The following is a 26936-nucleotide window of genomic DNA, read 5'->3' on the forward strand; positions in this document are numbered from 1 at the left end:
GCCCCAGCGCGCCCCCCCATGCCCCCGGGCGCGGCCCGTGGATCAGCGAGGCACCCAGCGCCGCCGCCTCCATCGGGTTGCGGATGCAGCCGGTTCCGGCCAGAGATCCACCCAGAAAACAGATCGGCGCCAGCCGATACCACAGCCCCATCTCTGACGTATCGGCAAGGAAGACCTCGGTATCCGGCTCGGGTTCCTCATCCGCACTGCGCTGTGCGACCTGCCACCCCTCAGCCTCCTCCATGCGTTGTGCCAGCAGCGGTGCACGGGCCGGGTCTTCAGGCACAAGGATCAGCAGCAAACGATGCGCCTGCCGCAGCGCGGCGCGGTGCGCCTCGATCACGGCGGTTTCCTCGGCCTCCGGCAGACAGGCCGCCAGCCAGACCGGACGCGCCGCAAACAGATGCGCCAGCGCCTCGCGTTCGGCCTCGTTGCCGGGCAGCACATGGCTGGGTTCTTCCAGACGACCCGCGACGCTGATGCGATTGGCGGCCACCGACCGGCGCAGACTTCGGGCCGCCGCATCGTCCACCGCACAGATCTGCGTAAAATCAGCCAGCGCCGATTTCACCAGACCCGGATACCAGCCATCGCGGCCCGGCGGCAGATGTGGCGCCCGAGCAGCCAGCATGGCCATCGGTATCCTGCGCTCCGCCGCCTCGTGCAGGATCGAGGGTCGCAACTCTCCGCCCGAGAACAACACCACATCGGGACGCCAGTGATCCAGAAACAGCCGCGCGCCCGCAGCACTTTCCCCCGGCGGCGGCTGCCAGATCGTCCCGCCAGGCAAGGCGGCAGGCCGCTCGGGCGCGGTCAGCAGGACGGGGTGGCCATCCTCGTCGCGGATATGGCGGGCCAGTTCGGCCATCTGCGGCGCCAGATCCGCAGTCGGCGCATGCAGCCACGCCAGCCGCCCCGGTGGCCGCTCCGGCCAATCGGGCCGGACCAGCGGCTCTTTCCGTGCCGCGATCTGGTATAGCGTCAGGCCGATGGAGGGCATTCATGCGCCCGGGGGAGATCAGGCCCCCAGCTCCTCGGTCGGCGAGGCGGGCTCTGCCTCATCCCGCAGGCGGTGGATATGGGCGATGAAATAGCGCATGTGGGCGTCATCCACCGTGCGCTGCGCCTCGGCTTTCCAGGCGCTGTAGGCGGTCTGGTAATCGGGGAACATGCCGACGACATGGATCTTTGACACGTCCTTGAAGACGTTCTTTGTCGGGCTGACCAGTTCGCCGCCAAAGACGAGGTGCAGACGTTGCGCCATGTATAAGCTCCGCTTTCAGATATGTCGCCAAGCTAACGGAAGCAGCGGCGAAGTTAAAGCCGCCGCCCCGTCACAGAGCCGCATTTACAGGGAAAAATCGGGACTTGCCCGAAAATTCACTCGCCCAGGATTTCTGCCTGATGTTCGCCCAGTTTCGGGGAAGGCCGGTCCAGCGACAGTTCGGCCCCCGAGAAGGTGAAGGGCGAGCGCACGCCCGGCACACCGTCCGGCGCGATCTGCATGCCGCGCGCCACGATCTGCGGATCGGCAAAGACCTCGGCCATGTCATTGATCGGTCCGGCAGGCACGCCCTGCGCCTCGCAGGCGGCCAGAAGGTCCGCCTTGGTCATGGCCCGCGTCGCCGCGCTGAGCGCCTCGGTCATCACCTCGCGGTGGGCGATGCGGTCGGCGTTGGTCAGGAAGCGCGGATCATCGGCCATTCCGGGCAGGCCGAGCAGACCGCAAAGCTTGCGATACTGGCTGTCGTTTCCGGTGGCGAGGATGATCCAGCCGTCGGCGCAATCGAACACTGCATAAGGTGCAAGGTTCGGATGCGCATTGCCCATCTTGCGCGGCGCCGTGCCGGTGGCGAGGTAGTTCATCGCCTGATTGGCCATGATCGAGGTCGCCACATCCATCAGCGCCATGTCGATGTGCTGCCCTTCGCCGGTGCGACCACGCTGCACGATCGCGGCAAGGATCGCGGTGGCGGAATAGATGCCGGTAAAGACATCGGTCACCGCCACGCCCACCTTTTGCGGCTGGCCCTCGGGCTCGCCCGTCACGCTCATCAGCCCGGTCATGCCCTGGATGATGAAGTCATATCCCGCGCGGGCGGCATAGGGTCCGGTCTGGCCGAATCCGGTGATGGAGCAATAGATCAGCCGGGGATTCACCGCGCGCAGGCTTTCGTAATCCAGCCCGTATTTCTTCAGCCCGCCCAGCTTGAAATTCTCGATCACCACATCGGCATCGGCCACCAGACGACGCACGACGTCCTGCCCTTCCGGCGTACGGAAATCGCAGGTGACCGAGCGTTTGCCCCGGTTGCAGCAATGGAAATAGGCGGCACTGCGGTCGCCTTCGCGCTCGATGAAAGGGGGTCCCCAACGGCGCGTATCGTCGCCTTCCGGCGCCTCGACCTTGATGACTTCGGCACCCAGATCGGCCAGTGTCTGCCCGGCCCAAGGCCCGGCAAGAATCCGGGCCAGTTCGATCACGCGAATACCTTCCAGAGGTGCGGGCATCTTACTTGGCAAGCTCCGCATCCAGCAGTGCCTTCAGGTCGGCATAGCTCATGTTCGAATGCTTGGTGCCATTGATGAACAGGGTCGGCGTGCCTTCCACCCCGTCGGCTTCCATGTTTTCCTGGAATTTCGTGACCATGGCCTCCGCCATCGCCTGATCCTTGAAGCAGGCGTCAAGCTGATCGTCTGTCATCCCGGCGCTGCGGCCGATGGTCTTGAGATTGTTGATCACCACATTCGGATCGTCCGAAGCGGCCCAGTCGCGCTGCTTTTCGAACAGCAGGCCGTTGATGCCGAAATAACGCATCTCGCCACCGCAGCGCGCCATCATCGCCGCCCACAGCCCGTAGCGGTCGAAATACACCTCGCGATAGACGAACTTCACCTTGCCGGTGTCGATGTAGTCGGCCTTGAGCGGTTTGAAGACATCGCTGTGAAAGTTCGCGCAATGCGGGCAGGTGTAAGAGGCGTATTCGGTCAGCGTGACCTTCGCGTCCGGATTGCCCAGCACAAGCTCCGTGACCTCTGGCGCGGGCGTGGACTCCGCCGGGGCGGGCGCGGCTTCGGTCTGTGCGAATGCGGCACTGCCGCCCAGCAGGCCGCCGAAAAGGCCGATGGCCGTGGTGGACAGGGCAAGGCCAAGCAGGCCGCGGCGGGTCAGAAGGTTCATGGCAGTGCCTTTCAGCTTTTCCGGCGAGTTAAGATATTCTGCGCCAGCGTTTCAAGGGCGCTTCTCAGCCCCTCGTCCTGCACGCCCTCGGCGGTGGCGCGTGCCTTGCTGGCGATTTCGGGCGCGACGGGTCTCGGCGCCACGGGAGGCGCCGGAGCGAACTGCGCCTGTCCCTCGGCAAAGCCCGAGGGCGCGGTCTGGGTCAGGCTGATGCGGCCGATGGCAGCATAGCCATAGCAGGCGTTCACCCGTTCCTGGATGCGCGGCAGTTGCATCTGCACCATGGGCGCATCAGTGGGTTTGACCAGCAGCGTCAGCGTCGCCCCGAAGGCCCCGCGCGCAAAGCCCACCTTCACCGGTCGGGTGATCCGCGCCAGATCGGCGCCCACCACATCAGGCCAGTGGGTCAGAAGCCGCGTCACCGCGAAGCCCCGGCTTTCCCCCGCGCTGCGGATGCGATCCTTCAGCAAGCCCGAGGCCGCCTCGAACCCGCGCATGCGCCGACCCTGCCGCTGTGTGCGGTCGGGGCGGGGCGTATCGCCGCGGTTGTCCTCGGTCATGGGCCTGTCTCCGTGGCCTGTCTCGGTCATTGGCCTGTCTCGGTCTTTCGCAGCAGCTTAGCCGCCCGCAAGCCGACGGGCCAGCAGGCAGCATCGGAAAGACGCATAAAGATTGCGTGACAAGACAGGCGGCTTAGCCGCGCGGACGCAGGTCCAGCACGCGTTTCGCCTTGCCCTCGCTGCGTGGCGCGGTGCCGGGCGGGCCGAGACGCGCCATGATGCTGATGCCCATCCCCTGTTTGACCCGCTTTTGCAGCCGGGACGCCAGTTCCGCGCGGGCGGCTTCATCCACACCCGCCACGGTTTCGGCGACCACGGTCAGCGTGTCCATCCGCCCCTTGCGCGCCAGTTCGATCTGCCAGTGCGGCGCGAGGCCCGGCAATGCGAGGATCTGCTCCTCGATCTGCGAGGGAAACAGGTTCACCCCGCGCAGGATGATCATGTCGTCACTGCGCGCGGCGATCTTCTCGATCCGCCGCATCGAACGCGCGGTGCCGGGCAGCAGCCGCGTCAGATCGCGGGTGCGGTAGCGGATGATCGGCAGCGCCTCTTTCGTCAGCGAGGTCAGCACCAGCTCGCCCACCGCGCCGTCAGGCAGCACTTCGCCCGTGTCGGGGTCGATGATCTCGGGGTAGAAGTGATCCTCCCACAGATGCGGGCCATCCTTGGTTTCCACGCATTCCATGGCGACGCCCGGCCCCATCACTTCGGACAGGCCGTAGCAATCAATGGCATGCATGTCGAATGCGGTTTCGATCTCGGCGCGCATGGCGTTGCTCCACGGCTCACCGCCGAACATCGAGGTGCGGAGCGGGCTGCGCGTCGGATCAAGGCCGCGCGCCCGGTATTCATCGAGGATCGACAGCATGTAGGAGGGGGTCGCACAGATCACCGTTGCGCCGAAATCCTCGATCAGGGTCACCTGCCGGGGCGTCATCCCGCCCGAGACCGGCACCACCGTGCAGCCCAGCCGCTCGGCGCCGTAATGCGCGCCGAAACCGCCGGTGAACAGGCCATAGCCATAGGCCACATGCACCACATCCCCGGGTCGCGCCCCCGCCGCCCGAAGCGAGCGCGCCATCAGCCCCGACCATGTATCCAGATCGTTGCGGGTATAGCCCACCACCGTGGGCTTGCCGGTGGTCCCGGACGAGGCATGCAGCCGGATCACCTGTTCGCGCGGCACGGCGAACATGCCGAACGGATAGGTCGCGCGCAGGTCATCCTTCACCGTGAAGGGAAACAGCCGGATATCTTCCAGCCGCTTCAGGTCAGACGGATGCACCCCATGCGCCCCGAACTTGGCACGCATCGCCGGGATATTCTCCCAGGCATGGGACAGCGACCATTTCAGTCGCTCCAGTTGCAGGGCCGCGATTTCATCGCGCGAGGCAGTCTCGATCGGGTCAAGACAGGCAGGATCGTTCATCTGGTCACGCATCATCGGCCATCCGGGCAGCTTTCCGGCCCGAGACTGGCGCCGGAATCAGGCGCGGTTATGGCTCGGGCGCGGCCTGCTCCGGTTCAGGCTACCGCTTTTTCGGCGGCGGGAACATAATTCAGCACCGGGGCCAGCCACCGTTCCGCCTCACCCAGCGACATGCCCTTGCGGGCGGCATAATCCTGCACCTGATCGCGTTCCACCTTCGCCACGCCGAAGTAATAGCTTTCGGGATGCGCAAGATAGAGCCCCGACACCGAAGACCCCGGCCACATTGCCATGCTTTCCGTCAGCTGCACGCCGGTATGCGTTTCGGCCTCCAGCAGGCGGAACAGCATAAGCTTTTCGGTGTGATCGGGCTGGGCCGGATAGCCGGGGGCCGGACGGATGCCGCGATAGGGTTCACCGATCAGCTCCTGCGGATCGAAGGCCTCGTCCCGCGCATAGCCCCAAAGCTCGCGCCGCACGCGCTGATGCAGCATCTCGGCCATTGCCTCCGCATAGCGGTCGGCCAGCGCCTTGACCATGATCGCCGAATAATTGTCATTCGCGCGGTCAAAACGGTCGGCAATCGCCGCTTCCTCCGGACCGGCCGTCACAACGAACCCCCCGACATAATCGCGCGGCCCACCTTCAGGCGCCACGAAATCGGCGAGCGCCACATTGGGGCGCCCCGCCCGCTTGGCATGTTGCTGGCGCAGGCTGTGCAGGGTGGCCAGCGGCAGTTGGCGGTCCTCGCTCTGATACAGCCTGATGTCATCGCCCACCCCCTGTGCAGGCCAGAAACCGACGACCGCGCGCGGGCTGAACCAACGTTCCGCGATGATCCGCGCCAGCATGGCCTGCGCATCGGCAAACAGCGCGCGGGCGGCCTCGCCCTGCTTTTCATCCTCCAGAATCTTCGGATAGACGCCCTTCATCTCCCATGTCTGGAAGAACGGGGTCCAGTCGATGTAGCGGGCAATCCCGGCCAGATCCCAGTCATCGACTGGCCGCACACCAAGGAATTGTGGCGCGGGCACCTGATAGCCTGCCCAATCGAGTTTAAGCGCATTCGCGCGCGCCTGCGCCAGCGGCAGCCGCAGCTTGGCCCGCTCGGCCCGTTCGTGGCGTTCGGTCACTTCGGCATATTCCGCCCGGATCCGGGCGACATAGGGCGCCTTCTGTGTCGGGCTGAGCAGGCTTCCCACTACCCCCACCGCACGGCTGGCATCCAGCACATAAACCGCCGGGCCGGAATAGCGCGGCACAATCTTCACCGCTGTATGAACCTTCGAGGTCGTGGCCCCACCGATCAGTAAGGGAATCGCCAGCCCTGCCCGCTCCATTTCCGAGGCCATATGGATCATCTCGTCCAGCGAGGGGGTGATCAGGCCGGAAAGACCGATGGCATCCACCTTCTCCGCCTTCGCGACCTCAAGGATCTTCTGCGGCGGCACCATCACGCCCAGATCAATGATCTCGTAATTGTTGCAGGCCAGAACCACGCCGACGATGTTCTTGCCGATGTCATGCACATCGCCCTTCACCGTGGCCATCAGGATCTTGCCCGCGCTTTCACGCCCCGATCCGCCGTTCAGCCGCTTTTCCTCTTCCATGAACGGCAGCAGAACCGCCACGGCCTGTTTCATCACACGGGCCGATTTCACGACCTGCGGCAGGAACATCTTGCCCGCGCCGAACAGGTCACCCACCACATTCATCCCCGCCATCAGCGGGCCTTCGATCACATCCAGCGGGCGCGCGGCGGTAAGGCGCGCAGCCTCGGTATCGGCCTCGATGAATTCGGTGATGCCGTTCACCAGCGCATGTTCCAGCCGTTTCTCCACCGGCCAGTCACGCCAGGCCAGATCGCGGACCTTTTCTTCCTTTGCGCCTCCCCGGAAGCGATCCGCGATCTCCAGCAGCCGGTCGGTCGCATCCGGACGGCGGTTGAGCACGACATCCTCGCAACGCGCGCGTAGATCGGGGTCGATCTGGTCATAGACCACAAGCTGCCCGGCATTGACGATACCCATGTCCATCCCCGCCGCGATGGCATGATACAGGAAGACGGCATGCATCGCCTCGCGCACCGCCTCGTTGCCGCGAAAGCTGAACGAAAGGTTAGAGACGCCGCCCGATACATGTGCATACGGCAGGTTCGTGCGAATCCACCGCGTCGCCTCGATGAAATCGACACCGTAATTGTTGTGTTCCTCGATCCCGGTCGCCACAGCGAAGATATTGGGATCAAAGATGATGTCCTCGGGCGGGAAGCCGACTTCATCCACCAGAATGCGATAGGCGCGGGAACAGATCTCGGTCTTGCGCGCGAAGGTATCGGCCTGCCCCGTTTCATCAAAGGCCATGACGACCACGGCCGTGCCATAGGCCAGACACAGGCCCGCCTGATGCCGGAACGCCGCCTCCCCTTCCTTCATGCTGATGGAATTGACGACGGGCTTTCCCTGCACGCAGCGCAGGCCCGCCTCGATCACTTCCCATTTAGAGCTGTCGATCATCACCGGCACACGGGCGATGTCCGGCTCGGCGGCCAGCAGGTTCAGGAACTCGACCATGGCGGCCTTTGAATCGATCAGCCCCTCATCCATGTTGATGTCGATGATCTGTGCGCCGTTTTCCACCTGATCGCGCGCCACTTCCAGCGCAGCGGAATAGTCGCGGTTGACGATCAGCTTGCGGAACCGGGCCGAGCCGGTGACATTCGTGCGCTCCCCCACGTTCACGAAAGGAATGTCGGACGTCAGGGTGAAGGGTTCGAGGCCAGAGAGGCGCAGAAGCCGGGTCATTTCACACTCCTCGGGCGCAGGCCCGTCACGGCTTCCGCAATGGCGCGAATATGATCCGGCGTGGTGCCGCAGCAGCCGCCGACCACATTCACCAGCCCTTCGCGCGCGAAATCAGCCACTTGGCGGGCAGTTTCCTCGGGGCCTTCGTCATATTGGCCAAAGGCATTGGGCAGCCCGGCATTCGGATAGGCACAGATAGCCACATCCGCCGCCTGCGCGAGTTCGGCCAGATGCGGCCGCATGGCGCTGGCCCCCAGCGCACAGTTCAGCCCCGCGGTGAAAGGCCGGGCATGAGCCACCGAATGCCAGAAAGCGGTCGGCGTCTGCCCCGACAACGTACGCCCCGAAGCATCGGTGATCGTGCCGGAAATCATCAGCGGGAGGCGCTGCCCTGCTTCGGCAAAAACCTCCGTACATGCAAAGATCGCCGCCTTGGCGTTCAGCGTGTCGAAGATGGTTTCGATCAGGATCAGATCGGCGCCGCCCTCGATCAGGCCCCGCACCTGCGCGCCGTAGGCGCGGCGCAGATCGTCGAAGGTGACGGCGCGATAACCGGGGTCGTTGACATCCGGGCTGAGGCTCGCCGTGCGGTTGGTCGGCCCCACCGCCCCGGCCACGAAGCGCGGCCGGCCGTCGATAGCCGTCGCCCGGTCCAACGCCGCCCGCGCCAGCCGCGCGCCTGCGACATTCAGGTCATGCACCGCCGCTTCCATGCCGTAATCCGCCTGCGCGATGGTGGTGGCGGAAAAGGTATTGGTCTCGACAATATCAGCCCCCGCCATGGCATAGTGGAAATGGATCTCCTCCACCGCTGCGGGCTGGGTCAGGCTCAAAAGATCGTTGTTGCCCTTCTGCGGATGGTCCGAGTGATGGTGGCAGGCACATCCGTGAAAATCCTCCTCAGCCAGACCCAGCGCCTGGATCTGCGTGCCCATGGCCCCGTCGAGGATCAGGATACGCTTACGCACAAGATGGTTCAGAAGGTTGGTGTTCGGGCTGTCTGGAATCTGGAAAATCTGCATCGGATCATGGGCTTCTTCAGGAAGCCCGGACCCTAGGCAGATTGCCCGCAGGATTCAAATTCACATTTCTGGAAAAGGTTATGAGGAATTTCGATAATCCGATCAGGCGCCTCTGGCTGGTTGCGGACCGGGGGTTTCACACCCCCGGACCCCCGTGGGATATTTATGGACAGAAAATCCACTATATGCGGCGCCCTCATTTTCTGTCTGAAAATATCCTCGGGGGGTCCGGGGGGCGAAGCGCCCCCGGTCCGACAGATCAGTAGACGACCACAGCGCGGATCGACTTGCCTTCGTGCATCAGATCGAAGCCCTTGTTGATGTCCTCAAGGCTCAGCGTGTGGGTGATCATCGGGTCGATCTGGATCTTGCCGTCCATATACCAGTCAACGATTTTCGGCACATCGGTGCGGCCGCGCGCGCCGCCGAAGGCGGTGCCTTTCCACTGCCGCCCGGTGACCAGCTGGAAGGGCCGCGTGCTGATTTCGGCCCCCGCAGGTGCCACGCCGATCACCACCGAGACGCCCCAGCCGCGATGGGTGCATTCCAGCGCGTCACGCATCACCTTGACGTTGCCGGTGCAATCGAAGCTGTAATCCGCGCCGCCGATCTGATCGGCCGGGGTTTTCGTCATGTTGACGATATGCTGGACAACCGAACCCTCGATCTCTTTCGGGTTGACGAAATGGGTCATACCGAAGCGTTCGCCCCATTCCTTCTTGTCGTTGTTCAGATCGACCCCGATGATCATGTCGGCGCCGGCGATCTTCAGTCCCTGAATCACATTCAGGCCGATGCCGCCCAGGCCGAAGACCACCGCCTTGGCGCCGATTTCCACTTTGGCGGTGTTGATCACCGCGCCGATGCCGGTGGTGACGCCGCAGCCGATGTAGCAGACCTTGTCAAAGGGCGCGTCGGGGCGGATCTTGGCCAGCGCGATTTCCGGCACCACGGTATGCTGCGCGAAAGTCGAGCAGCCCATGTAGTGATGGATCGGTGTGCCATCCAGCATCGAGAAGCGCGAGGTGCCGTCGGGCATCATGCCCTGGCCTTGCGTCGCGCGGATCGAGGTGCAGAGGTTGGTTTTCTGGCTCAGGCAGCTCGGGCATTCCCGGCATTCCGGGGTATACAGTGGGATGACGTGATCGCCGGGTTTCAGCGTGGTCACACCGGGGCCGCATTCGACCACGACGCCCGCGCCCTCATGGCCGAGAATCGCCGGGAACAACCCTTCCGGGTCGGCGCCGGACAGGGTGAATTCGTCAGTGTGGCAAATGCCGGTGGCCTTGATTTCCACCAGAACCTCGCCGAATTTCGGCCCTTCAAGGTTCACTTCCATGATCTCAAGCGGTTTTCCGGCGGCAACGGCCACCGCGGCACGGGTGCGCATAGGCTCCTCCCTCTGTCAATTTGGCACAAGCTGTGCGAAACACGGGGGAATTGCAACGCGGGAAACGGCACTGATGAAACGAGTTACGACCACCACCGCCCTGCTTCTGGCCCTTGTGACTGCGGCTTGCGCCCCCGCGCCCGAGCCCTATCAGCCTCCGCCTCCGGTGGTGACGCCGGGGATCGACCCGGTGACCGGGCAACCGATCGACGTGACGCCCGGCCTGAATGACCGTGAGCCCGATACCTGCCACGCGGCGGATTATCAGTATCTGAAGGGGCAGAACCAGTCTTCGGTGACGGCGGCGGGCATCACCCGGCCCACCCGGTTCGTGACACCCGGCGGGATCGTGAGCCAGGAGGAATATGATTCCTTCCGCATCAACTTCCACCTCGACCCGATGGGAACAGTGGTCCGCATCACCTGCGGCTGATCTTCTGCCCGCGGTTTACGCCCCCAGGCCCTGCGGCCGATAGCGGCGGTGGGGCTCTTTCGCCAGACTGGAGCGACAGATGAGGATTTGCCTGGTGGCCTGTCTGCTTGTGCTGGCCGGATGCGGCCAGCCCCCCGAAGCGGGGGCGGGCACCTGCGGCGCCGGGCGGCTTGGCGGATGGATCGGGCAGCCCGCCACCGCGCTTGACGAACAGTATCTGCCGGAGGAGCATCGTCTGGTCGCGCCGGGCATGGCGGTGACACAGGACTATCGCCCGAACCGGCTGAATGTCTTGCTGGATCGGCAGGGCCGCATCACGGGCTTCCGCTGCGGCTGAACCGGAAGGAGAGCGATGATGCGCAAGAGCTTGGGATTTGTGGTGCTGACAGGGGCGCTGGCGGGGTGTGTTCCGGCGGAAACGCCCCCTGCGGACATTGGCGGCACCTGCGGCGCGCTGAACTGGCAACATCTTGTAGGCCAGCCGCGCACAGCCATCGGGCAGATCACGCATGAAGGCCCGATGCGGGTCATCGAACCCGGCATGGCGGTGACGATGGACTACGCCTCGGGCCGGATGAATGTTCTGCTGACCGAAAATGGACGTATCGAGGCCATCACCTGCGGCTGACACGCCTGCATGAACGCCCGGCCCATGACGGGCCGGGCGGCGCCTTGGTCACATCCGATAGGCGGTATGGCAGGCCTTGCATGCGCCGCCGACCCCGGCCATTCCGGCCTTCACCCCGTCGAGCGAGGTTGCATCCAGCGCCCCGGCCGCGGTTTTCAGCGCCTCGGCCTTGGTGACGAAATCATCCCAGTTCGACCAGATCTCCGGCTTGGCCTCGGTTTCCGGGTCGGTCGCATTGGTTTCAAACTTCGCTGCGATCTCGGCCGATGCGGCCACAATCGCCGCCTTGGCGGCCTCGGCCTTGGCGGCGTCAAAATCGGCCTTCCCACCGGCCATATCGCCCAGCGCCTTCGTGTTGCCGCCGATGGTCTTCATCAGTTCCTGACGGGCTTTCACCGTGGGATCGGTGGCCTCGCCCTCGGCGAAGGCCATGCCGCCGGCAACGATCAGGCCAAGGGTCAGAATGCGCGTGGTCAATTTCATGGTCTGGCTCTCCTAGCTGGAATGCCCCCACTATAAACACGACTTTCAACGACGCGATAACCTTGCGGTGATCGGACGGGCCGGTCACGCGATTGTCAACGTGTCATTCCGGCTCGTATCCCGCGATCAGATGCCGGAGGCCGACCAGCGCACCCAGCGCAATCGCGGCCAGCGTCACGGGGCCGGACCAGGCCAGTGTGGCAAAGGCGCTGACGCCCTGCCCCACCGAACAGCCCAGCGCCACGACACCGCCGGTGCCCATGAGCACAGCACCACCGACCTGACGGCCCAGCTCTCGCGGGTCTTCACAGGCCTCCCATTTGAAGAGGCCCCGCAGCGTCGATCCGGCAAGCGCCCCGACCATGACCCCCAGAACCGAGCCGACCGAGAAGGTGATTCCCCCGGCGGTTGAGGTCATCAGGAAAATCAGCGTCCGCCCCACCGGCGCGGTGAAAGAGGCACTTTCGACCTGCACGGCGCCAAGGCTCGCGTCATGCAGCCAGCTTGTGCCGACAAAGCACCAGACGACGGCCAGCCCCGCAGCCACGCCCCAGGCGATCATGCCGGGGCGTTCGCGCAGCGGGCGATGGGCCAGCGCCCAGCCGATGCAGGCCAGTCCCAGAACCGCCGCCGTCACCGCGACGGGCAGCCCGGCCCAGCCCTGCAAGGCGACGCCAATGCCCTGCGGCCCGGCCGCCTCGGGTTGCGGGAACAGGGCGACGCGCAAGGGGGCCAGCGGCCCCGACAGGGCAACGAAGCCGAAGATGCCCATGACGACCACGACGACCAGCGACCGCAGGTCGCCACCGCCGAACCGCACCAGAGCCCCAAAGCCGCAGTTCCCGGCCATGGCCATACCATAGCCGAACACCAGCCCGCCGATGACCGAGGCGAGCGGATTCCAGGCGATGCTGTGGTAATAGGTGGCGGAAAGGTCAATCAGACCGGCCAGCGCACCAAACTGTGTGCCAAGAATCGCAACGCCCAGCACGATGCCCCACAGCCGCAGACGGCGCTGGTCCTTGCCATAGGCCGCACTTTCGAGGGCACCCAGCGTGCAGAAGTCCCCCAGCCGGGCGGCCAGACCCAGCACGGCACCACCCGCCAGGCCCACCAGCGCGGCCAGAACCCCATAGGGCAGCTCATCCATCCTCGGTTCCTCCCGTGGTGGTGGCGCGGGTCATGCCCGTCACCTGTCGACTTGGTTTTGCCGCGTCACTCCGGCTTGCAGAAAAGATGGCCCAGAACGCCCAGCATGCGCTCGACCCGCGGATCGAGGATCGAATAGAAGATCGCCTGCCCTTCCCGCCGCGCGCTGACCAGCCCCTCCAGCCGCAGCCGCGCCAGTTGCTGACTGACGACAGCCTGCCGCGAGGACAGCAGGTTTTCAAGTTCGGTCACGCTTTTCGCCCCGGAGGCGAGGTGGCACAGGATGGTCAGCCGCCCGTCATGCCCCAGCGCCTTGAGGAAATTGGCGGCATCCCCGGCCTGCGAAACCAGCCCCTCCAGTGACGGGAGGGGGGATACGCCGTGCTCCTGTTGTTCGCCATCGCGCAACTTCGACATCCCGATCCGCCTGCGCCCTTAATGCCGCCAGCGGGGCGCTATCGCAACAGAATCCCGCAGGAACAGGCACTTTAGCCGCAGGAACCGGGCTTTCGGCCTCAGCCGCCGGGAGGCTCTGCCTGCCGGATCAGCCCGGCCAGAAGCGGCCAGAAGAAATCCTCGCCCGGATAGCCCTCAATCCGCCCGACCTCGACGCCATCGGACAGGAGGACGAAGGTCGGGGTAAACAGCGGCGCGGTCGTGATCCGCACGCCCTCGGGCAGATCGGCGTGCAGATCAATCCGGGTCAGCGGCGCGGCCCGGCCTTCATCGGTCAGCGGATATTCGGGGCCCACCTCCTCGGTCCAGCGGGCGCAATAGATGCAGCCCGGCTGTTCAAACATCAGAAGGCGCAGCCCCGCCACGGCAGGGACGGCCCAGCCGCAGAGCAGCACAACGGCGGCAACGAGGCCGAAACGAGTCATGTTGACAACCCTATAGTTGCATAGAAATATCCTAATCTGAAAATGCCCTTCCGGGCAAGCGACGCTTCGGGGAGGAGGCGATGCTGATGGATGTGAGTTTCGGCGGGGCCGCACTGGCCGGGTTGCTGGCGTTCTTTTCGCCCTGCATCCTGCCCATGGTGCCTTTCTACTTCAGCTACATGGGCGGCATGTCGGTGGCTGAACTGCGCGGACAGGGCCAGATCGCACCTGGCGCGCAGCGGCGGCTGTTCATCTCGGCGCTGTTCTTCGCGCTGGGGGTCACCACCATTTTCGGGCTGATGGGACTCGGCGCTACAGCGGCGGGACAGGCGTTCCGCATGTGGAAGGAATGGCTGACCTATGCTGCGGCAGCGGTGATCTTTGTCTTCGGCCTGCATTTTCTGGGCGTGCTGCGCATCCCCTTCCTGCTGCGCGAAGCGCGGATGGAGAGCAAGGGCGACCCGAAAACCGTGGTCGGTGCCTATGTGATGGGACTTGCCTTCGGCTTTGGCTGGACCGCCTGCGTCGGGCCGGTTCTCGCCTCGATCCTGCTGATCGCCTCGACCAAGGATACGCTGTGGCAGGGCACCGCGCTCGTGCTGACCTTCGGCCTTGCCATGACCTCACCCTTTGTCATCGCCGCCGCCTTCGCGCAGCCCTTCCTCCGCTGGGTGGCACGGCACCGCACCCTGATGGGCTATGTCGAAAAGGTGATGGGGGTGATGCTGCTGGTCTTTGCCATCCTGATCGCCACCAATTCCGTGACCCTCTTGTCGGACTGGCTGATCCGCAATTTCGACTGGTCCGCGACCCTGAAGTAAAGGAGCCTCCCATGCGCCGTATGCTTGCCACTGTCGCACTTGCGCTGCTGCCGCTGGCCAGCCCTGCCCTTGCGGTGGAACTTGGTGATGACGGGCTGCACAAGCCCACATGGCTGCGCGAGACCTTCAAGGATCTGCGCGAGGATCTGGCGGAGGCCAATGCCGAAGGCAAGCGCCTGCTGGTCATCGTGGAACAGCGCGGCTGCATCTATTGCACCAAGATGCACGAAGAAGTCTTCCCCGATCCCGCCATAGACGCGCTGATCCGCGATTCCTACTTCGTCGTGCAGATGAACCTGTTCGGCGATGTCGGGGTGACGGATTTCGATGGCACGGTGCTGCCGGAAAAGGACATGGCGGTGCGCTGGGGGGTGATGTTCACGCCGACGATGATCTTCCTTCCCGAACAGGTGCCCGAGGGCCAAACGGCGGCTGAAGCCTCTGTCGCGCTGATGCCCGGCGCCTTCGGCAAGGGCACCACCGAGGCGCTGCTGACCTGGGTGCGGGACCATGGCTATGAAAATGGCGAACATTTCCAGAAATATCTGGCCAGTCGCATGGTTCCGGCCAACTGATCTCCGCTGCGGCGCGGCTTCTGCAATGCAGAAAGATATGAATATTCAAGAATACATATAAATCTATTGCATCCCCGCGCATACCGGCGCTATCGTCCGAGTCAGGGAGAGATCAGGGAGGATCGCAATGACACGCCACCTCGTGCAGGCGACGCTGCTGGCACTGGCCGCCGCGACGCCCGCCTTCAGCGATACCGCGCCGAAGGACGTGGTTTTTGAAGAGGGAGCCGTCGCGCAGTCGCTGACCGGCAAACCGGGCAACCCCGAAGAGGGGGTGAAGGTGATGACGACCAACGCACTGGGCAATTGCGTGGCCTGCCACGTCGTCGGCGCCCTGCCGGATGTGCAGTTCCCCGGAAATATCGCGCCGCCGCTGGATGGCGTCGCCGACCGCTACAGCGAGGCACAGCTCCGTGGCATCGTCGCCAATGCGAAGATGACCTTCGACGGCTCGTTCATGCCCGCCTTCTACAAGACAGATGGCTTCATCCGGCCCGGCGACGGCTACACCGGCAAGGCCGCCGGGGGCGAGCTGCCGCCGATCCTGAACGCCACACAGATCGAGGATGTGGTGGCCTATCTCGTCACTCTGAAAGAGTGACCGGACCGGCCCCGAGAAGTTTGAGGAGATCATGATGAACCTTTCCAGACGCGAAGCCCTGTGGGTCGGTCTCGGCGGGCTTGCGGCCGTGGCGACGCCCGGCGCGGTGCTTGCGGCCACCACGGAAGAGCTGACCAGTGCCTTCACCGGCGGCGCGGCCCCCGGTACTGACGGCATTACCCTGGCCGCCCCGGAAATCGCCGAGAACGGCAATACCGTTCCGGTTTCCGTCAGCGCCCCCGGCGCGGTGGCGATCATGCTGCTGGCCACCGGCAACCCGGAACCGGCAGTCGCCACCTTCACCTTCGGCCCGGCGGCGGGCAGCCAGATGGCGGCGACCCGTATCCGCCTTGCCAAGACGCAGGATGTTGTGGCGCTGGCAAAAATGGCCGACGGCTCGGTCAAACAGGCGCAGGCCACCGTGAAAGTCACCATCGGCGGCTGCGGCGGCTGAGGCGGGAACAGGAGGAACACGACAATGGCAAATGATGCAAAACCGCGCGTGAAGGTTCCCAAATCGGCCAAGGCGGGCGAGGTGGTCACCATCAAGGCGCTCATCTCGCACAAGATGGAATCGGGGCAGCGCAAGGATGCCGACGGCAAGGTCATTCCGCGCTCGATCATCAATCGCTTCACCTGCGATCTGAACGGCGTGAACGTGATCGACGTGGCCATCGACCCGGCCGTTTCGACGAACCCCTATTTCGAATTCGACGCGAAGGTCGATGCGGCAGGCGAGTTCAAGTTCACCTGGTATGACGACGATGGCTCCGTCTACGAGGACGCGAAGCCCATCGAAGTCGCCTGATCGCGCAGCCACAGAGATTTCGGGGAGGAGAGATCATGCAGCAGCGCAAAGCGACATGGCTGGCCGCCACGGCCCTCGGCCTTGCCCTCACGGGCATGGCGATGGCCGATCCGGCGGAAGACACGCTGTCGGTGGAAACCGATGACGGCACCATCGACTTCGTGACCCAGACCGCGGCACCGGAATTCCTGAAGGGCCATCTGGACACGATCTATTCCGGCTGGCTGTTCCGCGAGGACGAGACGCGGGCGCTTCAGAAAGACGACTTCGACAACCCCGCAATGGTCTTCTATGACCGCGGCGTGGATCGCTGGAACGCCACCATCGGCAAGAACGGCGAGTCCTGCGCCGGTTGCCATCAGGGGCCGGAAAGCATGGCCGGCCTGCGCGCCGTGATGCCGCGCGTCGACGAAAAGTCGGGCAAGTTGATGATCATGGAAGACTACATCAACAACTGCGTGACCGAGCGTATGGGCCTTGAGAAATGGGGCACCACCTCGAACGAGATGAAGGACATGCTGTCGGTCATCTCGATGCAGTCGCGCGGCGAGATCGTCAACGTCAAGATCGACGGCGCCGCAGCCCCGTTCTGGGAAAAGGGCAAGGAAATCTACTACACCCGTTACGGTCAGCTTGAGATGTCCTGCGCCAATTGCCACGAAGACCACTACGGCCAGATGATCCGCGCCGACCACCTGAGCCAGGGGCAGATCAACGGCTTCCCGACCTATCGCCTGAAGGATGCGGGTATGGTCTCCGCCCAGCAGCGTTTCGTCGGCTGCGTCCGCGACACCCGCGCCGAAACCTTCAAGGCCGGTTCGGACGAGTTCAAGGCGCTGGAGCTTTACGTCGCCTCGCGCGGCAACGGGCTTTCGGTCGAGGGCGTTTCTGTCCGTCACTGACCGCTTTCCCGCGCCCCTTGCCGGGCGCGGGCATTCGTTTGGCAATTTACCGACAGGGCAACCGGCCTGACGCGCCTTCCGCGCGGCGGTTTCGTTTTGTCCGAAAGCAGGAGAGTGGCGGATGATCACCCGCAGGGAATTCCTTCAGGCGTCAGTGGCGGCCTCGGCGATCTATGGTCTGTCGGGCTTCGGCAACTGGTCGAAACTGGCGGCCCAACAGGCGCTGACCCAGGATCAGCTTTTGCAGTTCGACGATTTCGGCAATGTGACGCTGATCCATGTGACCGACATCCACGCGCAGCTGAAGCCGATCTTCTTCCGCGAGCCCGAGATCAATCTGGGCGTCGGCGACGCGCGCGGGAAGGTGCCGCATGTCACCGGCGCCGATTTCCTGAAGATGTTCAATATTCAGCCCGGCACCCCCGATGCCTATGCCCTGACCTGCGAGGATTTCACCGCGCTGGCCAAGGGCTATGGCCGCATGGGCGGCATGGATCGCGTAGCGACTGTGGTGAAGGCGATCCGCGCCGCACGGCCGGATTCGATCCTGCTGGACGGCGGCGATACCTGGCACGGCTCCATGACCTCGTTCCTGACCAAGGGTCAGGACATGGTGAATGTGATGAACGCGCTTGGCGTCGATGCGATGACGAGCCACTGGGAATGGACCTATGGCACCGACCGCGTGAAAGAGATCGTGGAAAGTCAGCTCAAATTCCCCTTCCTCGGCGCCAATATCTTTGACGCGGAATGGGACGAACCGACGTTCGAACCCTACAAGATCTTTGAAAAGGGCGGCCTGCGCATCGCGGTGATCGGTCAGGCCTTCCCCTATATGCCTATCGCCAACCCCGGCTGGATGTTCCCCGAATACAGCTTCGGCATCCGCGAGGAACGCATGCAGGAAGTCGTGGACGAGGTCCGCGCCGAGGGCGTGGATCTGGTGGTCTGCCTGTCGCACAACGGCTTTGACGTGGATCGCAAGATGATTTCCCGCGTCAAGGGCATCGACGTGATCCTGACTGGCCACACCCATGACGCCGTGCCCGAGCCGGTGATCGTGGGCGACACCATCCTCATCGCCTCCGGCTCCAACGGCAAGTTCGTCAGCCGCGTCGATCTGGATGTGCGCGATGGCCGGATGATGGGCTTCCGCCACAAGCTGATCCCGATCTTCTCGGATGTCATCACGCCCGACGCCGAGATGGCCGCGCTGATCGACGCCGAACGCGCGCCCTTCAAGGACCAGCTGGAAGAAAAGATCGGCACCACCGAAAGCCTGCTTTACCGGCGCGGCAATTTCAACGGCTCGTGGGATGACCTGATCTGCGACGCCGTGCGGTCGGAACGGGACGCGCAGATCGCGCTCAGCCCCGGCGTCCGCTGGGGCACCACGCTGCTGCCCGGCGACGCCATCACCCGCGAGGATATCCACAACGTCACCTCGATGACCTATGGCCAGTGCTACCGCACCGAAATGACCGGCGAGACGCTGAAAACGGTGATGGAGGATGTGGCCGACAACCTGTTCAACACCGATCCCTACTATCAGCAGGGTGGCGACATGGTGCGCGTCGGCGGGCTGGCCTATTCCATCGACGTGTCGAAGCCGATCGGCAGCCGCATTTCCAACCTCGCGCTGACCGATACGGGCGAGGCCATCGACGCCACGAAATCCTACACCGTCGCCGGCTGGGCCTCGGTCAATCAGGGCACCGAAGGCCCGCAGATCTGGGATGTGATCGAAAGCCATATCCGCAAGATCGGCACCGTCCGGCTGGAACCCAACACCTCGGTCACCGTGACCGGCATCTGAAGAATCCTAAGGAGAGTTCGCACCATGTCTGACGAACAGATGTCCGACGAACCGGCCACCACCAAAGGCCCCTCGCGCCGCGCCTTCCTGCGCAATGGCGCGCTGGCTGGCGCCGGTCTGGTGGCTGGTGGCACCGCCGCCCGCGCCGCCACGCCCGATCCGCTGATCACCGAAGTGCAGGATTGGGCCAGCGCCTTCGGCGACCCGGTGGATGCCGCGCCCTATGGCACGCCCATCCGGTTCGAAAGCCATGTCGTGCGGCGCAATGTCGAATGGCTGACCGAAAGCCCGGTCTCCTCCATCAACTTTACGCCGATTCATGCGCTGGAAGGCACGATCACCCCGCAGGGCTGCGCGTTTGAACGCCACCATTCCGGCGCTATCGAACTGTCGAAAGCCGATTACCGGCTGATGATCAATGGCCTTGTCGATCAGCCGCTCGTCTTCACCTTCGAAGACCTGCTGCGTTTCCCGCGCGCCACCACCACCGCCTTCCTCGAATGCGCGGCGAATGGCGGCATGGAATGGGGCGGAGCGCAGCTTGAGGGCTGCCAGTTCACCCAAGGCATGATTCACAACATGGAATATATCGGCGTGCCGCTGAAGGTGCTGTTGGCCGAGGCGGGTGTGAAGCCCGAAGGCAAGTGGATCTATGCCGAGGGCGCCGATGCTTCGTCCAACGGTCGCTCCATCCCGATGGAAAAGGCGATGGATGACGTCATGGTCGCCTTCTTCGCCAATGGCGAGGCGCTGCGCAAGGAACATGGCTATCCCGTGCGTCTGGTCGTGCCGGGCTGGGAAGGCAACATGTGGGTAAAGTGGCTGCGCCGCATCGGGGTCTATGACGCCGCCGTGGAAAGCCGCGAGGAAACCTCGAAATACACCGATCTGATGCCCGATGGCCGCGCGCGTAAATGGACATGGGTGATGGATGCGAAATCCGTCATCACCACGCCCTCGCCGCAAGCGCCGATCCGCCATGGCAAGGGGCCGCTGGTCATTTCCGGTCTGGCCTGGTCGGGCAATGGCAAGGTTACAAAGGTCGACGTTTCGCTGGACGGCGGGCGCAACTGGCAGGAGGCCCGCATCACCGGCGAGGCCCGCAGCAAGGCGCTGACCCGCTTTCATCTGGACATCGACTGGGACGGGTCGGAACTGTTCCTGCAATCCCGCGCCACTGACGAGACCGGCTATGTCCAGCCCACCAAGAACGCGCTGCGCGACATTCGCGGGCTAAACAATGTCTATCACAACAACGGTATCCAGACCTGGTGGGTCAAGGCCGACGGGGAGGTCGAGAATGTCGAAATCGCGTAACCTGCTGATCGGCTCGGCGCTTGCGCTTTCGACGCTGGCCGGTCCGGCGATGGCTGACAAGCTGGGCCTTGGCCGCCCTGCCCTGCCCGAAGAGATTTCCGCATGGGATGTGGCGGTGCTGCCCGATGGCACCGGCCTGCGCCCCGGCTCGGGCAATGTGGAAACCGGCGAGGAGGTCTTTGCCGAGAAATGCGCTGCCTGCCATGGCGAATTTGCCGAAGGTCTGGACAGCTGGCCGGTGCTGGCCGGGGGCGAAGGCAGCCTGACTGACCGCCGCCCGGTCAAGACCATCGGCAGCTACTGGCCGCATCTGTCCACCGTTTACGACTATATCCACCGCTCCATGCCCTTCGGCGCAGCGCAGACGGTCAGCGTGGACGAAACCTATGCCATCGTCGCTTTCCTGCTGTATTCCAATGGCTTGGTGGAGGATGACTTCACCCTGTCGAACGAAAACTTCACTGAGGTCGTGCTGCCGAATGCCGATGGCTTCTATCCCGACGACCGGCCGGAAAGCGAATATCCGAAGTTCCGCGCGGAAGCCTGCATGGCTAATTGCGCCGAAGGGGCGCCCAAAGTTACCAAGCGCGCGGTGGAACTGAACGTGACACCGACCGACCCCGACGGCAAACCGGCGGGCACCCTGCCGGATATCGTGGCCGAAGCCGCCGCGGCCAGCGCCGAAGCCGTCGCGACCGAAACCCCGGCAGAAGCCACGCCCGAGGCGGAACCAGAACCGGCACCCGAGGCGGCACCCGCCGATCAGGCTGCCGCACCGGCCGCCGGTCCCGACCCGGAACTGGTCGCCGCAGGCGAAAAGGTGTTCAAGAAATGCGCCGCCTGCCACAAGGTCGGGGAAGGCGCCAAGAACGGCACTGGCCCCATGCTGAACAATGTGGTCGGCCATCCGGCGGGCAAGGTGGAGGGTTTCAAATACTCCAAACCCCTGCTGGCCATGGCGGAAGAAGGGCTGGTCTGGGATGAAGCCGCTCTGCATCACCTGCTGGAGAACCCGAAGGCCTTCATCAAGGGCACCAAGATGTCCTTCGCGGGGCTGAAGAAGGAAGAGGATCGCGCGGCGGTCATCGCCTACCTGTCCACCTTCGCTCAGTAACCTCCCTGTGGCGCGGCCTCTCCCCGCGCCATCCCTGCCGCAGCGGGCCTGACCCTGCTGCGGCTTTCTCGCACAACGGAGCGTGCCATGATCAGCCGTCGATCCCTGATGACTCTCGCCGCCGCCGCCGTGACCGCGCCACTGGCGCCGCGTCGCCTTTGGGCGGGCAATACACTGACCCTGGGCGGCATGCAGATCGACACGCTGTCCGACGGGTTCCTGACCCTGCCCGGCAGCTTTCTGCTCGACGGCGCCCCGCCGGAAGCCACCGATATTCTGACGCGCTACGGCATCAGCACCGACCAGATGACACCGCCCTGCAACGTAACACTGCTGCGCGACGCTGACAGGGTAGTGTTGTTCGATGTGGGCGCGGGGCATGATTTCATGCCCTCCGCCGGCAAGCTGGCCGAGGCCTTCGACACGCTGGGCATCACGCCCGAGGACATCACCCATGTCCTGTTCACCCACGGCCACCCCGATCACCTCTGGGGCCTGCTGGATGAATTCGACGACCCGATCTTCCCCAATGCGGAATTTGTCATGGGGCAGGCCGAATTCGATTACTGGACCGATCCCGAGACGGTGAACACCATCGGCGCCGCCCGCACCACCTTTGCCGTGGGCGCCGCGCGGCGGCTGGGGGTGATCGCCGATCAGATCCGTCTCATCGCCGACGGCGACGAGGTGCTGCCCGGCATCGCCGCCCATCTGACGCCCGGCCATACCCCCGGCCATATCGCCTATGAGCTGCGCGCGGGCAGCGAGGGGGTGCTGATCGCGGGCGATGCCATCGGCAACCACCATATCGCCTTTGAACGCCCCGACTGGCATTCCGGCTCGGATCAGGATGCCGAAACCGCCGCCGCGACCCGGCTGCGGCTGCTGGATCGGCTCGCGTCCGAACAAATGCCGCTGATCGGCTTCCATCTGCCCGGCGGCGGTATCGGCCGGGCGGAACGTGCAGATGGCACCTATCGCTTTGTCGAAAGCTGAGCCATGCGCGCACTTGCCCTGCTGCTGATCGCCAGCCCCGCCCTCGCGTCCGAGGACATCCCGGATCAATACCCACAATCGGTGCTTTACGCGAAGCCGGTCGAGGTAATCCCGCATGTCTTCACCGCCACCGGCGCCACGGCACCGCCGACCTATGAGAACGCAGGCCATAACAACAACCTGAGCTTCATCGTCACCGGCGACGGGGTGATCGTGGTGAACTCTGGCGCGTCGTGGAAACTGGCCGAGGCGCTGCATGCCGAAATCCGTGCCGTGACCGACCAGCCGGTGAAGCTGGTCATCGTCGAAAACGGTCAGGGCCACGCCATGCTGGGCAACGGCTATTGGGTGGCGCAGGGCGTGCCGATCCTCGCACATGAGGAAGCGGCGGCCGAATTTGCCGACGGTGCGGCACAGGATCTGGCAGCACTGCAACGCTATGCCCGCGAGAATGCCGAAGCCACGGTGATCGCCGCCCCGACCGAAACCTTCACCGACCGCAAGACCATCGAAATGGGCGGCGTCTCGGTAGAGGTGCTGCACCTTGGCCCCGCCCACAGCCCCGGCGACACCCAGGTCTGGCTGCCGCAATGGGGCATGATGATCGCGGGCGACATCGCCTTTCACGAACGGATGCCGCCAATCTTTGAGGGCACCTGCACCGCCTGCTGGATCGAGACATGGGAGACGAAGCTGGAACCGCTCGCCCCCACCTACGTCATTCCAGGCCACGGCCACCCGACCAATCTGGCGCAGGTGCGCCGCTATACGCGCGATTATCTGGTGGATTTGCGGGCGAAGATCGCCACGCATCTGGAGGAAGGCGGCGATCTGGCCGGCGCCTATTACGTCGACCAGTCGCGGTGGGCGCATCTCGACACGTTCGGGGAACTGGCGACCAAGAACGCCGGTGTGGTCTTTGCCGAGATGGAGTTCGAATAGCCTCAGGCCGCCACGCGGCCCCGTGGCTGATCGACCACGACATCGGTGATCGCCGCGCCGATCCACATGCACAGAAGGGCGAGCCAGGCGGTCGCGGCAAAGATCGAGCCGCCGGTGACGCCCGCGCCGATGGCGCAACCGCCCGCCAGCATGGCGCCAAACCCCATCAGCACCGCGCCGAACATCGACCGGCGCATCTGGCTTTCGCCATCGAAGCCCTGAAAATGCAGCTCCCCCTTCAGCGCGGCGGACAACAGCGCCCCCAGAAATACCCCCGGTATCAGCCCGATGTCGAAATCGAGTGCCGGGTTCTCGGTCAGGAAGAACATCAGCATATTGGCTGAGGGGCCGGAAAAGGTGGCCGAGGTCACGCTGAGGGGTTCGAACGCCGCCTGTGACAGGCTGAAGGTCAGCACCCAGCCCAATGCCACGGCAAATCCCACGCCCGAGGCAAAGACCAGCCGTGACCAGCCCAGCGCGTTGCGCGCCGCCAGCCACAGCGCCAGCACCGCGATGACGAGGCCCAGCGCCAGCCCGGTGCCCTCGGGCAGGGACAGCGCGGCGATCAGATCGACATTCCGCCCACCCGGCGTGACCCAAAGCCCCGCGAGCCACTGCCGCAGCGGCGCCAGCCAGCCGTGCAGGGCCATCTGCGCCACGACGGCAAAGATCAGCCCCGACACCACCGACCGCAGGTTCCCCGTCGCCGCCAGCACAAGCAGCCGCCCGGAACAACCGCGCGCCAACACCATACCCGCGCCGAACATCAGCCCGCCGATGACCGCGCCGGACCATGATCCTGTCACCGCCATCATCCGCGCATCCTCGGGCCGGAACAGGCCCAGAAGGCGCGCGCCCTGCACCCAGATCACGGCAGTGGAAAAGGTCAGCAGCCAGACCGACATGCGCGGCCCCAGCCGTCCGCGTGCAAACTCCACCGTCGCGGCGCGCAGGCAGAACGAGGACCGCTGCGCCGCGACACCGAAAACCACGCCGGTCAGCAGGCCGAACAGAAGCGCCAGGTGAGATTCCTCGATCCTGTCCAGCAGCCAGACGATATCCATGCGCGATTCTCCTTTGCGGGACGATGCCACAAAGGCGAGGCGCAGAGCATTGATCCAGGTCAGACGGGATCAGCGCCCGGTGAACTCGAAGGAAAAGTTCGTCTTGGCCCCGGCGGGAGGCGCCGGGAAGGGGGCGGCCCGGCGGATATGATCCAGCGCGATCCGGTCCAGCGCGGCGGAGCCGGAACTGCGCAGCACTTTGACCATGCCCAGACCGCCATTGCCGGAAACGGAAAAGCCAACCAGCACCGTGCCGCGTTCGGGCGATTTTGCCTTTCGCGTCTGGCGCACCTTTTTCATCACCTTGCCCGGATAATCCGCAGCCGCCCGCTTGCCCGATCCGCTTGAGGCAGCGGCGGCTTTCGCCGGGGCGGCAGAGGGCGCGGCAGCCGATGCGGCCTGTACGGTTTTCTTTTTGGCCTTCTTCGGGGCCTTTTTCTGCTCGACAGGTTTCTTCTTCGGCGGCTCCGGTTTCGGCGGTGGCGTGATTTCGGCAACCGCCTCGGGCGGCGGCGGTGGCGGGACCTCCACCTGTTCCGGCGGTGCGTCGGCCTCCGGCACGTCGGGCACCTCGGCCAGGTCCGCCGGATCGGGCGGCGCATCTTCCGTCATCGGCAGATCAGGGAGCGTCTCGGCCAGCGGCGCGGGGTCGGCCATATCGGGGGCTTCAACCGGCACCTCCGGCGCGGGCTCGCTATAGGCCCCAAGCTCCATCGCGGGGGGCGCCATGATCAGGGCGATGGCATCCTCCTGCTCGCCCATCGCCTCGCCCGAAGGCTGCACCGCCATGGCCAGCGCGGCCAGCGCCGAAACCATCAGCGCCACGACCGAGGCCGAAGCCAGCCAGCCCAGCGCCGCCGTGCGGCGCGGCGGCTGGCTCGCGAAGTGCAGGACGGGGCAGCGCGGCTGCGGGGCAAGCGGCATCATGGGCGTGGGCCTCCTTCCAGACCGACCAGCGCGACCTTCAGATAGCCCGCAGCCCGCAGGGCATCGAGCAGGCGCATAAGGTCGCCATATGGAATGCTGCTGTCCGCACGCAGCAGGACCGGCGCAGCACGGTTGCCGTTACTGGCGCGGTCCAGCGCGGGGCCAAGACCCGCCGCCGATACGGTGGCTTCGCCCAGCCGCAGGTCGCCTTCGCGCGTCAGGGTCAGCCACAGCGGCTCCTCCTCGCGCTCACGCGGGGGGGCGCTGCTGGCAGGCAGGTTCACCGGCACGTCAACGGTGGACAGCGGCGCCGCGACCATGAAGACGATCAGCAGAACCAGCATGACGTCAATGAAGGGCGTCACGTTGATGTCGGCGATCTCGTCCTCGTCACGGCTGCCACTGGAAAACGCCATGGCTCAGGCCCCCCTGCCCTGCGCCGCCGCCCGGTCGAGCGCGCGGCTTTGCAGCGCCTCAAGCGCCGCGGCAAGGTCGTTCATCCGGTGGCGGTATCCCGCAAGCCGCCGCGACAACAGATTATGGATCAACACCGCAGGAATGGCTGCCGCCAGCCCGATGGCCGTGGCCAGCAACGCCTCGGCAATGCCCGGTGCCACGACGGCAAGGCTGGTGGTGCCGCTGTCGGCGATGGCGATGAAGGAATTCATGATGCCGAACACCGTGCCGAACAGCCCGATGAAAGGGGCTGTGGCGGCGATGGAGCCAAGAACGCCGGTGCCCGCCCGCAGGCGCAGCGCGGCGCCCGCCTCGATCCGTTCCAGCAGCAGCCGGGTCCGGTCGCGCGTGCCGGTCAGCAGGGCCGGATCATCCAGCGCCAGCGCCATTTCCTGTGCGGCGGCGCGCGCCATTTCCGCACCGGGGCCACGGGTGCCGTCCATGGCGCGGGCCGCTTCGTCCAGCGTGGTGGCATTGCCCACCAGCCTCAGCGCCTGGGCCAGCCGACGCCGGGCAAGCGCGAATTCGACGGTCTTGTGCAGCCAGACGGTCAGCGCCACCAGCGCGGCGAACGCCAGCAACGCCATGACGGCCTGCACCAGCCAGTGCGCCTGGGACACGATGGTCACCAGATCCC

At 64.9% G+C, this 26936-nt stretch carries 31 protein-coding genes; 14 read left to right on the top strand and 17 right to left on the bottom strand.

Annotated features, from left to right (window positions below; genetic code table 11):
• From AO684_RS02870 to AO684_RS02910, 9 genes are all read right to left on the bottom strand, one after another.
• Positions 1–1000: 3-deoxy-D-manno-octulosonic acid transferase (locus AO684_RS02870; protein ID WP_054301241.1), on the bottom strand; the 1000-nt coding region annotated here is incomplete at its 3' end.
• An 18-nt stretch (positions 1001–1018) separates the two neighbouring features.
• Positions 1019–1264, bottom strand: coding sequence for a DUF4170 domain-containing protein (locus tag AO684_RS02875; RefSeq protein WP_054301242.1), 246 nt, complete (start codon positions 1262–1264; stop codon positions 1019–1021).
• Positions 1265–1380: 116 nt separating this feature from the next.
• Complete coding sequence (locus AO684_RS02880) at positions 1381–2511, bottom strand: CaiB/BaiF CoA-transferase family protein (RefSeq protein ID WP_054301243.1); 1131 nt, start codon at positions 2509–2511, stop codon at positions 1381–1383.
• Between the two features lies 1 nt (position 2512).
• Positions 2513–3181 carry a DsbA family protein gene (locus AO684_RS02885; protein ID WP_054301244.1) on the bottom strand — a complete coding sequence of 223 codons (669 nt, stop codon included), beginning with the start codon at positions 3179–3181 and terminating at the stop codon, positions 2513–2515.
• 11 nt (positions 3182–3192) lie between these two features.
• Positions 3193–3678, bottom strand: coding sequence for a DUF721 domain-containing protein (locus AO684_RS02890; RefSeq protein WP_082400688.1), 486 nt, complete (start codon positions 3676–3678; stop codon positions 3193–3195).
• A 196-nt stretch (positions 3679–3874) separates the two neighbouring features.
• Positions 3875–5182 carry a phenylacetate--CoA ligase PaaK gene (gene paaK / locus AO684_RS02895; protein WP_054301267.1) on the bottom strand — a complete coding sequence of 436 codons (1308 nt, stop codon included), beginning with the start codon at positions 5180–5182 and terminating at the stop codon, positions 3875–3877.
• A gap of 83 nt (positions 5183–5265) precedes the next feature.
• Positions 5266–7974 (bottom strand): methionine synthase, encoded by a 2709-nt coding sequence (gene metH / locus AO684_RS02900; RefSeq protein WP_054301246.1) that lies wholly within the window; start codon positions 7972–7974, stop codon positions 5266–5268.
• Positions 7971–8996 (bottom strand): homocysteine S-methyltransferase family protein, encoded by a 1026-nt coding sequence (locus AO684_RS02905; RefSeq protein WP_054301247.1) that lies wholly within the window; start codon positions 8994–8996, stop codon positions 7971–7973. The genes metH and AO684_RS02905 overlap by 4 nt, the downstream gene beginning before the upstream one ends.
• Before the next feature lie 259 nt (positions 8997–9255).
• Entirely contained in the window at positions 9256–10386 is a 1131-nt protein-coding gene (locus tag AO684_RS02910) for an S-(hydroxymethyl)glutathione dehydrogenase/class III alcohol dehydrogenase (RefSeq protein WP_054301248.1), read from the bottom strand.
• A 73-nt stretch (positions 10387–10459) separates the two neighbouring features.
• Between AO684_RS02910 and AO684_RS02915 the strand changes: the two genes are divergently transcribed.
• The 3 genes from AO684_RS02915 (at position 10460) to AO684_RS02925 (ending at position 11447) form a co-directional block, all read left to right on the top strand.
• The gene (locus AO684_RS02915; RefSeq protein WP_054301249.1) at positions 10460–10819 is read left to right on the top strand and encodes an I78 family peptidase inhibitor; all 360 of its coding nucleotides are present in this window, start codon (positions 10460–10462) and stop codon (positions 10817–10819) included.
• 94 nt (positions 10820–10913) lie between these two features.
• Complete coding sequence (locus AO684_RS02920) at positions 10914–11156, top strand: I78 family peptidase inhibitor (protein ID WP_082400690.1); 243 nt, start codon at positions 10914–10916, stop codon at positions 11154–11156.
• 18 nt (positions 11157–11174) lie between these two features.
• Positions 11175–11447, top strand: a complete 273-nt coding sequence (locus tag AO684_RS02925) for an I78 family peptidase inhibitor (protein ID WP_235451197.1) — start codon at positions 11175–11177, stop codon at positions 11445–11447.
• Positions 11448–11495: 48 nt separating this feature from the next.
• Here the strand turns inward: AO684_RS02925 and AO684_RS02930 are convergent, their stop codons facing one another.
• The 4 genes from AO684_RS02930 to AO684_RS02945 all read right to left on the bottom strand — a co-directional run bounded on the left by AO684_RS02930 (position 11496) and on the right by AO684_RS02945 (position 13960).
• Positions 11496–11930, bottom strand: a complete 435-nt coding sequence (locus tag AO684_RS02930) for a cytochrome c (RefSeq protein ID WP_054301252.1) — start codon at positions 11928–11930, stop codon at positions 11496–11498.
• 103 nt (positions 11931–12033) lie between these two features.
• Positions 12034–13080: a YeeE/YedE family protein gene (locus AO684_RS02935; protein WP_054301253.1), complete on the bottom strand. Its 1047-nt coding sequence runs from the start codon at positions 13078–13080 to the stop codon at positions 12034–12036.
• Between the two features lie 65 nt (positions 13081–13145).
• Positions 13146–13496: a helix-turn-helix transcriptional regulator gene (locus AO684_RS02940; RefSeq protein ID WP_108130088.1), complete on the bottom strand. Its 351-nt coding sequence runs from the start codon at positions 13494–13496 to the stop codon at positions 13146–13148.
• Positions 13497–13594: 98 nt separating this feature from the next.
• Positions 13595–13960, bottom strand: a complete 366-nt coding sequence (locus AO684_RS02945; protein WP_054301255.1) for a thioredoxin family protein — start codon at positions 13958–13960, stop codon at positions 13595–13597.
• An 83-nt stretch (positions 13961–14043) separates the two neighbouring features.
• Here AO684_RS02945 and AO684_RS02950 point away from each other — a divergent pair, with 83 nt between their 5' ends.
• The 11 genes from AO684_RS02950 (at position 14044) to AO684_RS03000 (ending at position 23852) form a co-directional block, all read left to right on the top strand.
• Positions 14044–14781: a cytochrome c biogenesis CcdA family protein gene (locus AO684_RS02950; protein WP_054301268.1), complete on the top strand. Its 738-nt coding sequence runs from the start codon at positions 14044–14046 to the stop codon at positions 14779–14781.
• 11 nt (positions 14782–14792) lie between these two features.
• Complete coding sequence (locus AO684_RS02955) at positions 14793–15356, top strand: thioredoxin family protein (RefSeq protein ID WP_054301256.1); 564 nt, start codon at positions 14793–14795, stop codon at positions 15354–15356.
• Between the two features lie 127 nt (positions 15357–15483).
• Positions 15484–15957, top strand: coding sequence for a sulfur oxidation c-type cytochrome SoxX (soxX, locus tag AO684_RS02960; RefSeq protein ID WP_108130091.1), 474 nt, complete (start codon positions 15484–15486; stop codon positions 15955–15957).
• 34 nt (positions 15958–15991) lie between these two features.
• Positions 15992–16411: a thiosulfate oxidation carrier protein SoxY gene (gene soxY, locus AO684_RS02965; RefSeq protein WP_054301257.1), complete on the top strand. Its 420-nt coding sequence runs from the start codon at positions 15992–15994 to the stop codon at positions 16409–16411.
• Between the two features lie 24 nt (positions 16412–16435).
• A complete protein-coding gene (soxZ, locus tag AO684_RS02970) occupies positions 16436–16765 on the top strand; it encodes a thiosulfate oxidation carrier complex protein SoxZ (protein WP_054301258.1) in 330 nt (109 codons plus the stop codon).
• 35 nt (positions 16766–16800) lie between these two features.
• Positions 16801–17667 (top strand): sulfur oxidation c-type cytochrome SoxA, encoded by an 867-nt coding sequence (soxA, locus tag AO684_RS02975; protein WP_054301259.1) that lies wholly within the window; start codon positions 16801–16803, stop codon positions 17665–17667.
• Between the two features lie 121 nt (positions 17668–17788).
• Positions 17789–19483 carry a thiosulfohydrolase SoxB gene (soxB, locus tag AO684_RS02980; protein ID WP_054301260.1) on the top strand — a complete coding sequence of 565 codons (1695 nt, stop codon included), beginning with the start codon at positions 17789–17791 and terminating at the stop codon, positions 19481–19483.
• A 39-nt stretch (positions 19484–19522) separates the two neighbouring features.
• Entirely contained in the window at positions 19523–20800 is a 1278-nt protein-coding gene (gene soxC, locus AO684_RS02985; RefSeq protein ID WP_054301270.1) for a sulfite dehydrogenase, read from the top strand.
• Positions 20784–21914: a c-type cytochrome gene (locus tag AO684_RS02990; RefSeq protein ID WP_054301261.1), complete on the top strand. Its 1131-nt coding sequence runs from the start codon at positions 20784–20786 to the stop codon at positions 21912–21914. The genes soxC and AO684_RS02990 overlap by 17 nt, the downstream gene beginning before the upstream one ends.
• Before the next feature lie 87 nt (positions 21915–22001).
• Positions 22002–22910, top strand: coding sequence for an MBL fold metallo-hydrolase (locus tag AO684_RS02995; protein ID WP_054301262.1), 909 nt, complete (start codon positions 22002–22004; stop codon positions 22908–22910).
• A gap of 3 nt (positions 22911–22913) precedes the next feature.
• Entirely contained in the window at positions 22914–23852 is a 939-nt protein-coding gene (locus AO684_RS03000) for an MBL fold metallo-hydrolase (protein WP_054301263.1), read from the top strand.
• Positions 23853–23854: 2 nt separating this feature from the next.
• On the opposite strand, the gene AO684_RS03005 is transcribed toward AO684_RS03000, so the two are convergent.
• From AO684_RS03005 to exbB, 4 genes are all read right to left on the bottom strand, one after another.
• Positions 23855–24916, bottom strand: coding sequence for a YeeE/YedE family protein (locus AO684_RS03005; RefSeq protein ID WP_054301264.1), 1062 nt, complete (start codon positions 24914–24916; stop codon positions 23855–23857).
• Between the two features lie 69 nt (positions 24917–24985).
• Positions 24986–25843, bottom strand: a complete 858-nt coding sequence (locus AO684_RS03010) for an energy transducer TonB (RefSeq protein ID WP_054301265.1) — start codon at positions 25841–25843, stop codon at positions 24986–24988.
• A complete protein-coding gene (gene exbD / locus AO684_RS03015) occupies positions 25840–26259 on the bottom strand; it encodes a TonB system transport protein ExbD (RefSeq protein ID WP_054301266.1) in 420 nt (139 codons plus the stop codon). Before exbD ends, AO684_RS03010 begins: the two co-directional genes overlap by 4 nt.
• A gap of 3 nt (positions 26260–26262) precedes the next feature.
• Positions 26263–26936: tonB-system energizer ExbB (gene exbB, locus AO684_RS03020; protein WP_082400686.1), on the bottom strand; the 674-nt coding region annotated here is incomplete at its 5' end.

It is taken from the genome of Gemmobacter sp. LW-1 (assembly GCF_001303875.1).
GTDB classification, from domain to species: Bacteria; Pseudomonadota; Alphaproteobacteria; order Rhodobacterales; family Rhodobacteraceae; genus Gemmobacter; species Gemmobacter caeni.

Bases quoted from the DNA above. Each gene is read 5' to 3' on its own strand.
- soxC (WP_054301270.1), top strand. From the start codon at position 19,523: ATGTCCGACGAACCGGCCACCACCAAAGGCCCCTCGCGCCGCGCCTTC.
- AO684_RS02915 (WP_054301249.1), top strand. From the start codon at position 10,460: ATGAAACGAGTTACGACCACCACCGCCCTGCTTCTGGCCCTTGTGACT.
- paaK (WP_054301267.1), bottom strand. From the start codon at position 5,182: ATGCGTGACCAGATGAACGATCCTGCCTGTCTTGACCCGATCGAGACT.
- soxA (WP_054301259.1), top strand. From the start codon at position 16,801: ATGCAGCAGCGCAAAGCGACATGGCTGGCCGCCACGGCCCTCGGCCTT.
- AO684_RS02925 (WP_235451197.1), top strand. From the start codon at position 11,175: ATGCGCAAGAGCTTGGGATTTGTGGTGCTGACAGGGGCGCTGGCGGGG.
- AO684_RS02880 (WP_054301243.1), bottom strand. From the start codon at position 2,511: ATGCCCGCACCTCTGGAAGGTATTCGCGTGATCGAACTGGCCCGGATT.
- AO684_RS02940 (WP_108130088.1), bottom strand. From the start codon at position 13,496: ATGTCGAAGTTGCGCGATGGCGAACAACAGGAGCACGGCGTATCCCCC.
- AO684_RS02910 (WP_054301248.1), bottom strand. From the start codon at position 10,386: ATGCGCACCCGTGCCGCGGTGGCCGTTGCCGCCGGAAAACCGCTTGAG.
- AO684_RS03005 (WP_054301264.1), bottom strand. From the start codon at position 24,916: ATGGATATCGTCTGGCTGCTGGACAGGATCGAGGAATCTCACCTGGCG.
- soxY (WP_054301257.1), top strand. From the start codon at position 15,992: ATGAACCTTTCCAGACGCGAAGCCCTGTGGGTCGGTCTCGGCGGGCTT.
- AO684_RS03010 (WP_054301265.1), bottom strand. From the start codon at position 25,843: ATGATGCCGCTTGCCCCGCAGCCGCGCTGCCCCGTCCTGCACTTCGCG.
- AO684_RS02945 (WP_054301255.1), bottom strand. From the start codon at position 13,960: ATGACTCGTTTCGGCCTCGTTGCCGCCGTTGTGCTGCTCTGCGGCTGG.
- metH (WP_054301246.1), bottom strand. From the start codon at position 7,974: ATGACCCGGCTTCTGCGCCTCTCTGGCCTCGAACCCTTCACCCTGACG.
- soxZ (WP_054301258.1), top strand. From the start codon at position 16,436: ATGGCAAATGATGCAAAACCGCGCGTGAAGGTTCCCAAATCGGCCAAG.
- AO684_RS02935 (WP_054301253.1), bottom strand. From the start codon at position 13,080: ATGGATGAGCTGCCCTATGGGGTTCTGGCCGCGCTGGTGGGCCTGGCG.
- AO684_RS02890 (WP_082400688.1), bottom strand. From the start codon at position 3,678: ATGCGCGGGTTCGAGGCGGCCTCGGGCTTGCTGAAGGATCGCATCCGC.
- exbD (WP_054301266.1), bottom strand. From the start codon at position 26,259: ATGGCGTTTTCCAGTGGCAGCCGTGACGAGGACGAGATCGCCGACATC.
- AO684_RS02995 (WP_054301262.1), top strand. From the start codon at position 22,002: ATGATCAGCCGTCGATCCCTGATGACTCTCGCCGCCGCCGCCGTGACC.
- AO684_RS02885 (WP_054301244.1), bottom strand. From the start codon at position 3,181: ATGAACCTTCTGACCCGCCGCGGCCTGCTTGGCCTTGCCCTGTCCACC.
- soxX (WP_108130091.1), top strand. From the start codon at position 15,484: ATGACACGCCACCTCGTGCAGGCGACGCTGCTGGCACTGGCCGCCGCG.
- AO684_RS03000 (WP_054301263.1), top strand. From the start codon at position 22,914: ATGCGCGCACTTGCCCTGCTGCTGATCGCCAGCCCCGCCCTCGCGTCC.
- AO684_RS02930 (WP_054301252.1), bottom strand. From the start codon at position 11,930: ATGAAATTGACCACGCGCATTCTGACCCTTGGCCTGATCGTTGCCGGC.
- AO684_RS02905 (WP_054301247.1), bottom strand. From the start codon at position 8,996: ATGCAGATTTTCCAGATTCCAGACAGCCCGAACACCAACCTTCTGAAC.
- AO684_RS02990 (WP_054301261.1), top strand. From the start codon at position 20,784: ATGTCGAAATCGCGTAACCTGCTGATCGGCTCGGCGCTTGCGCTTTCG.
- soxB (WP_054301260.1), top strand. From the start codon at position 17,789: ATGATCACCCGCAGGGAATTCCTTCAGGCGTCAGTGGCGGCCTCGGCG.
- AO684_RS02875 (WP_054301242.1), bottom strand. From the start codon at position 1,264: ATGGCGCAACGTCTGCACCTCGTCTTTGGCGGCGAACTGGTCAGCCCG.
- AO684_RS02955 (WP_054301256.1), top strand. From the start codon at position 14,793: ATGCGCCGTATGCTTGCCACTGTCGCACTTGCGCTGCTGCCGCTGGCC.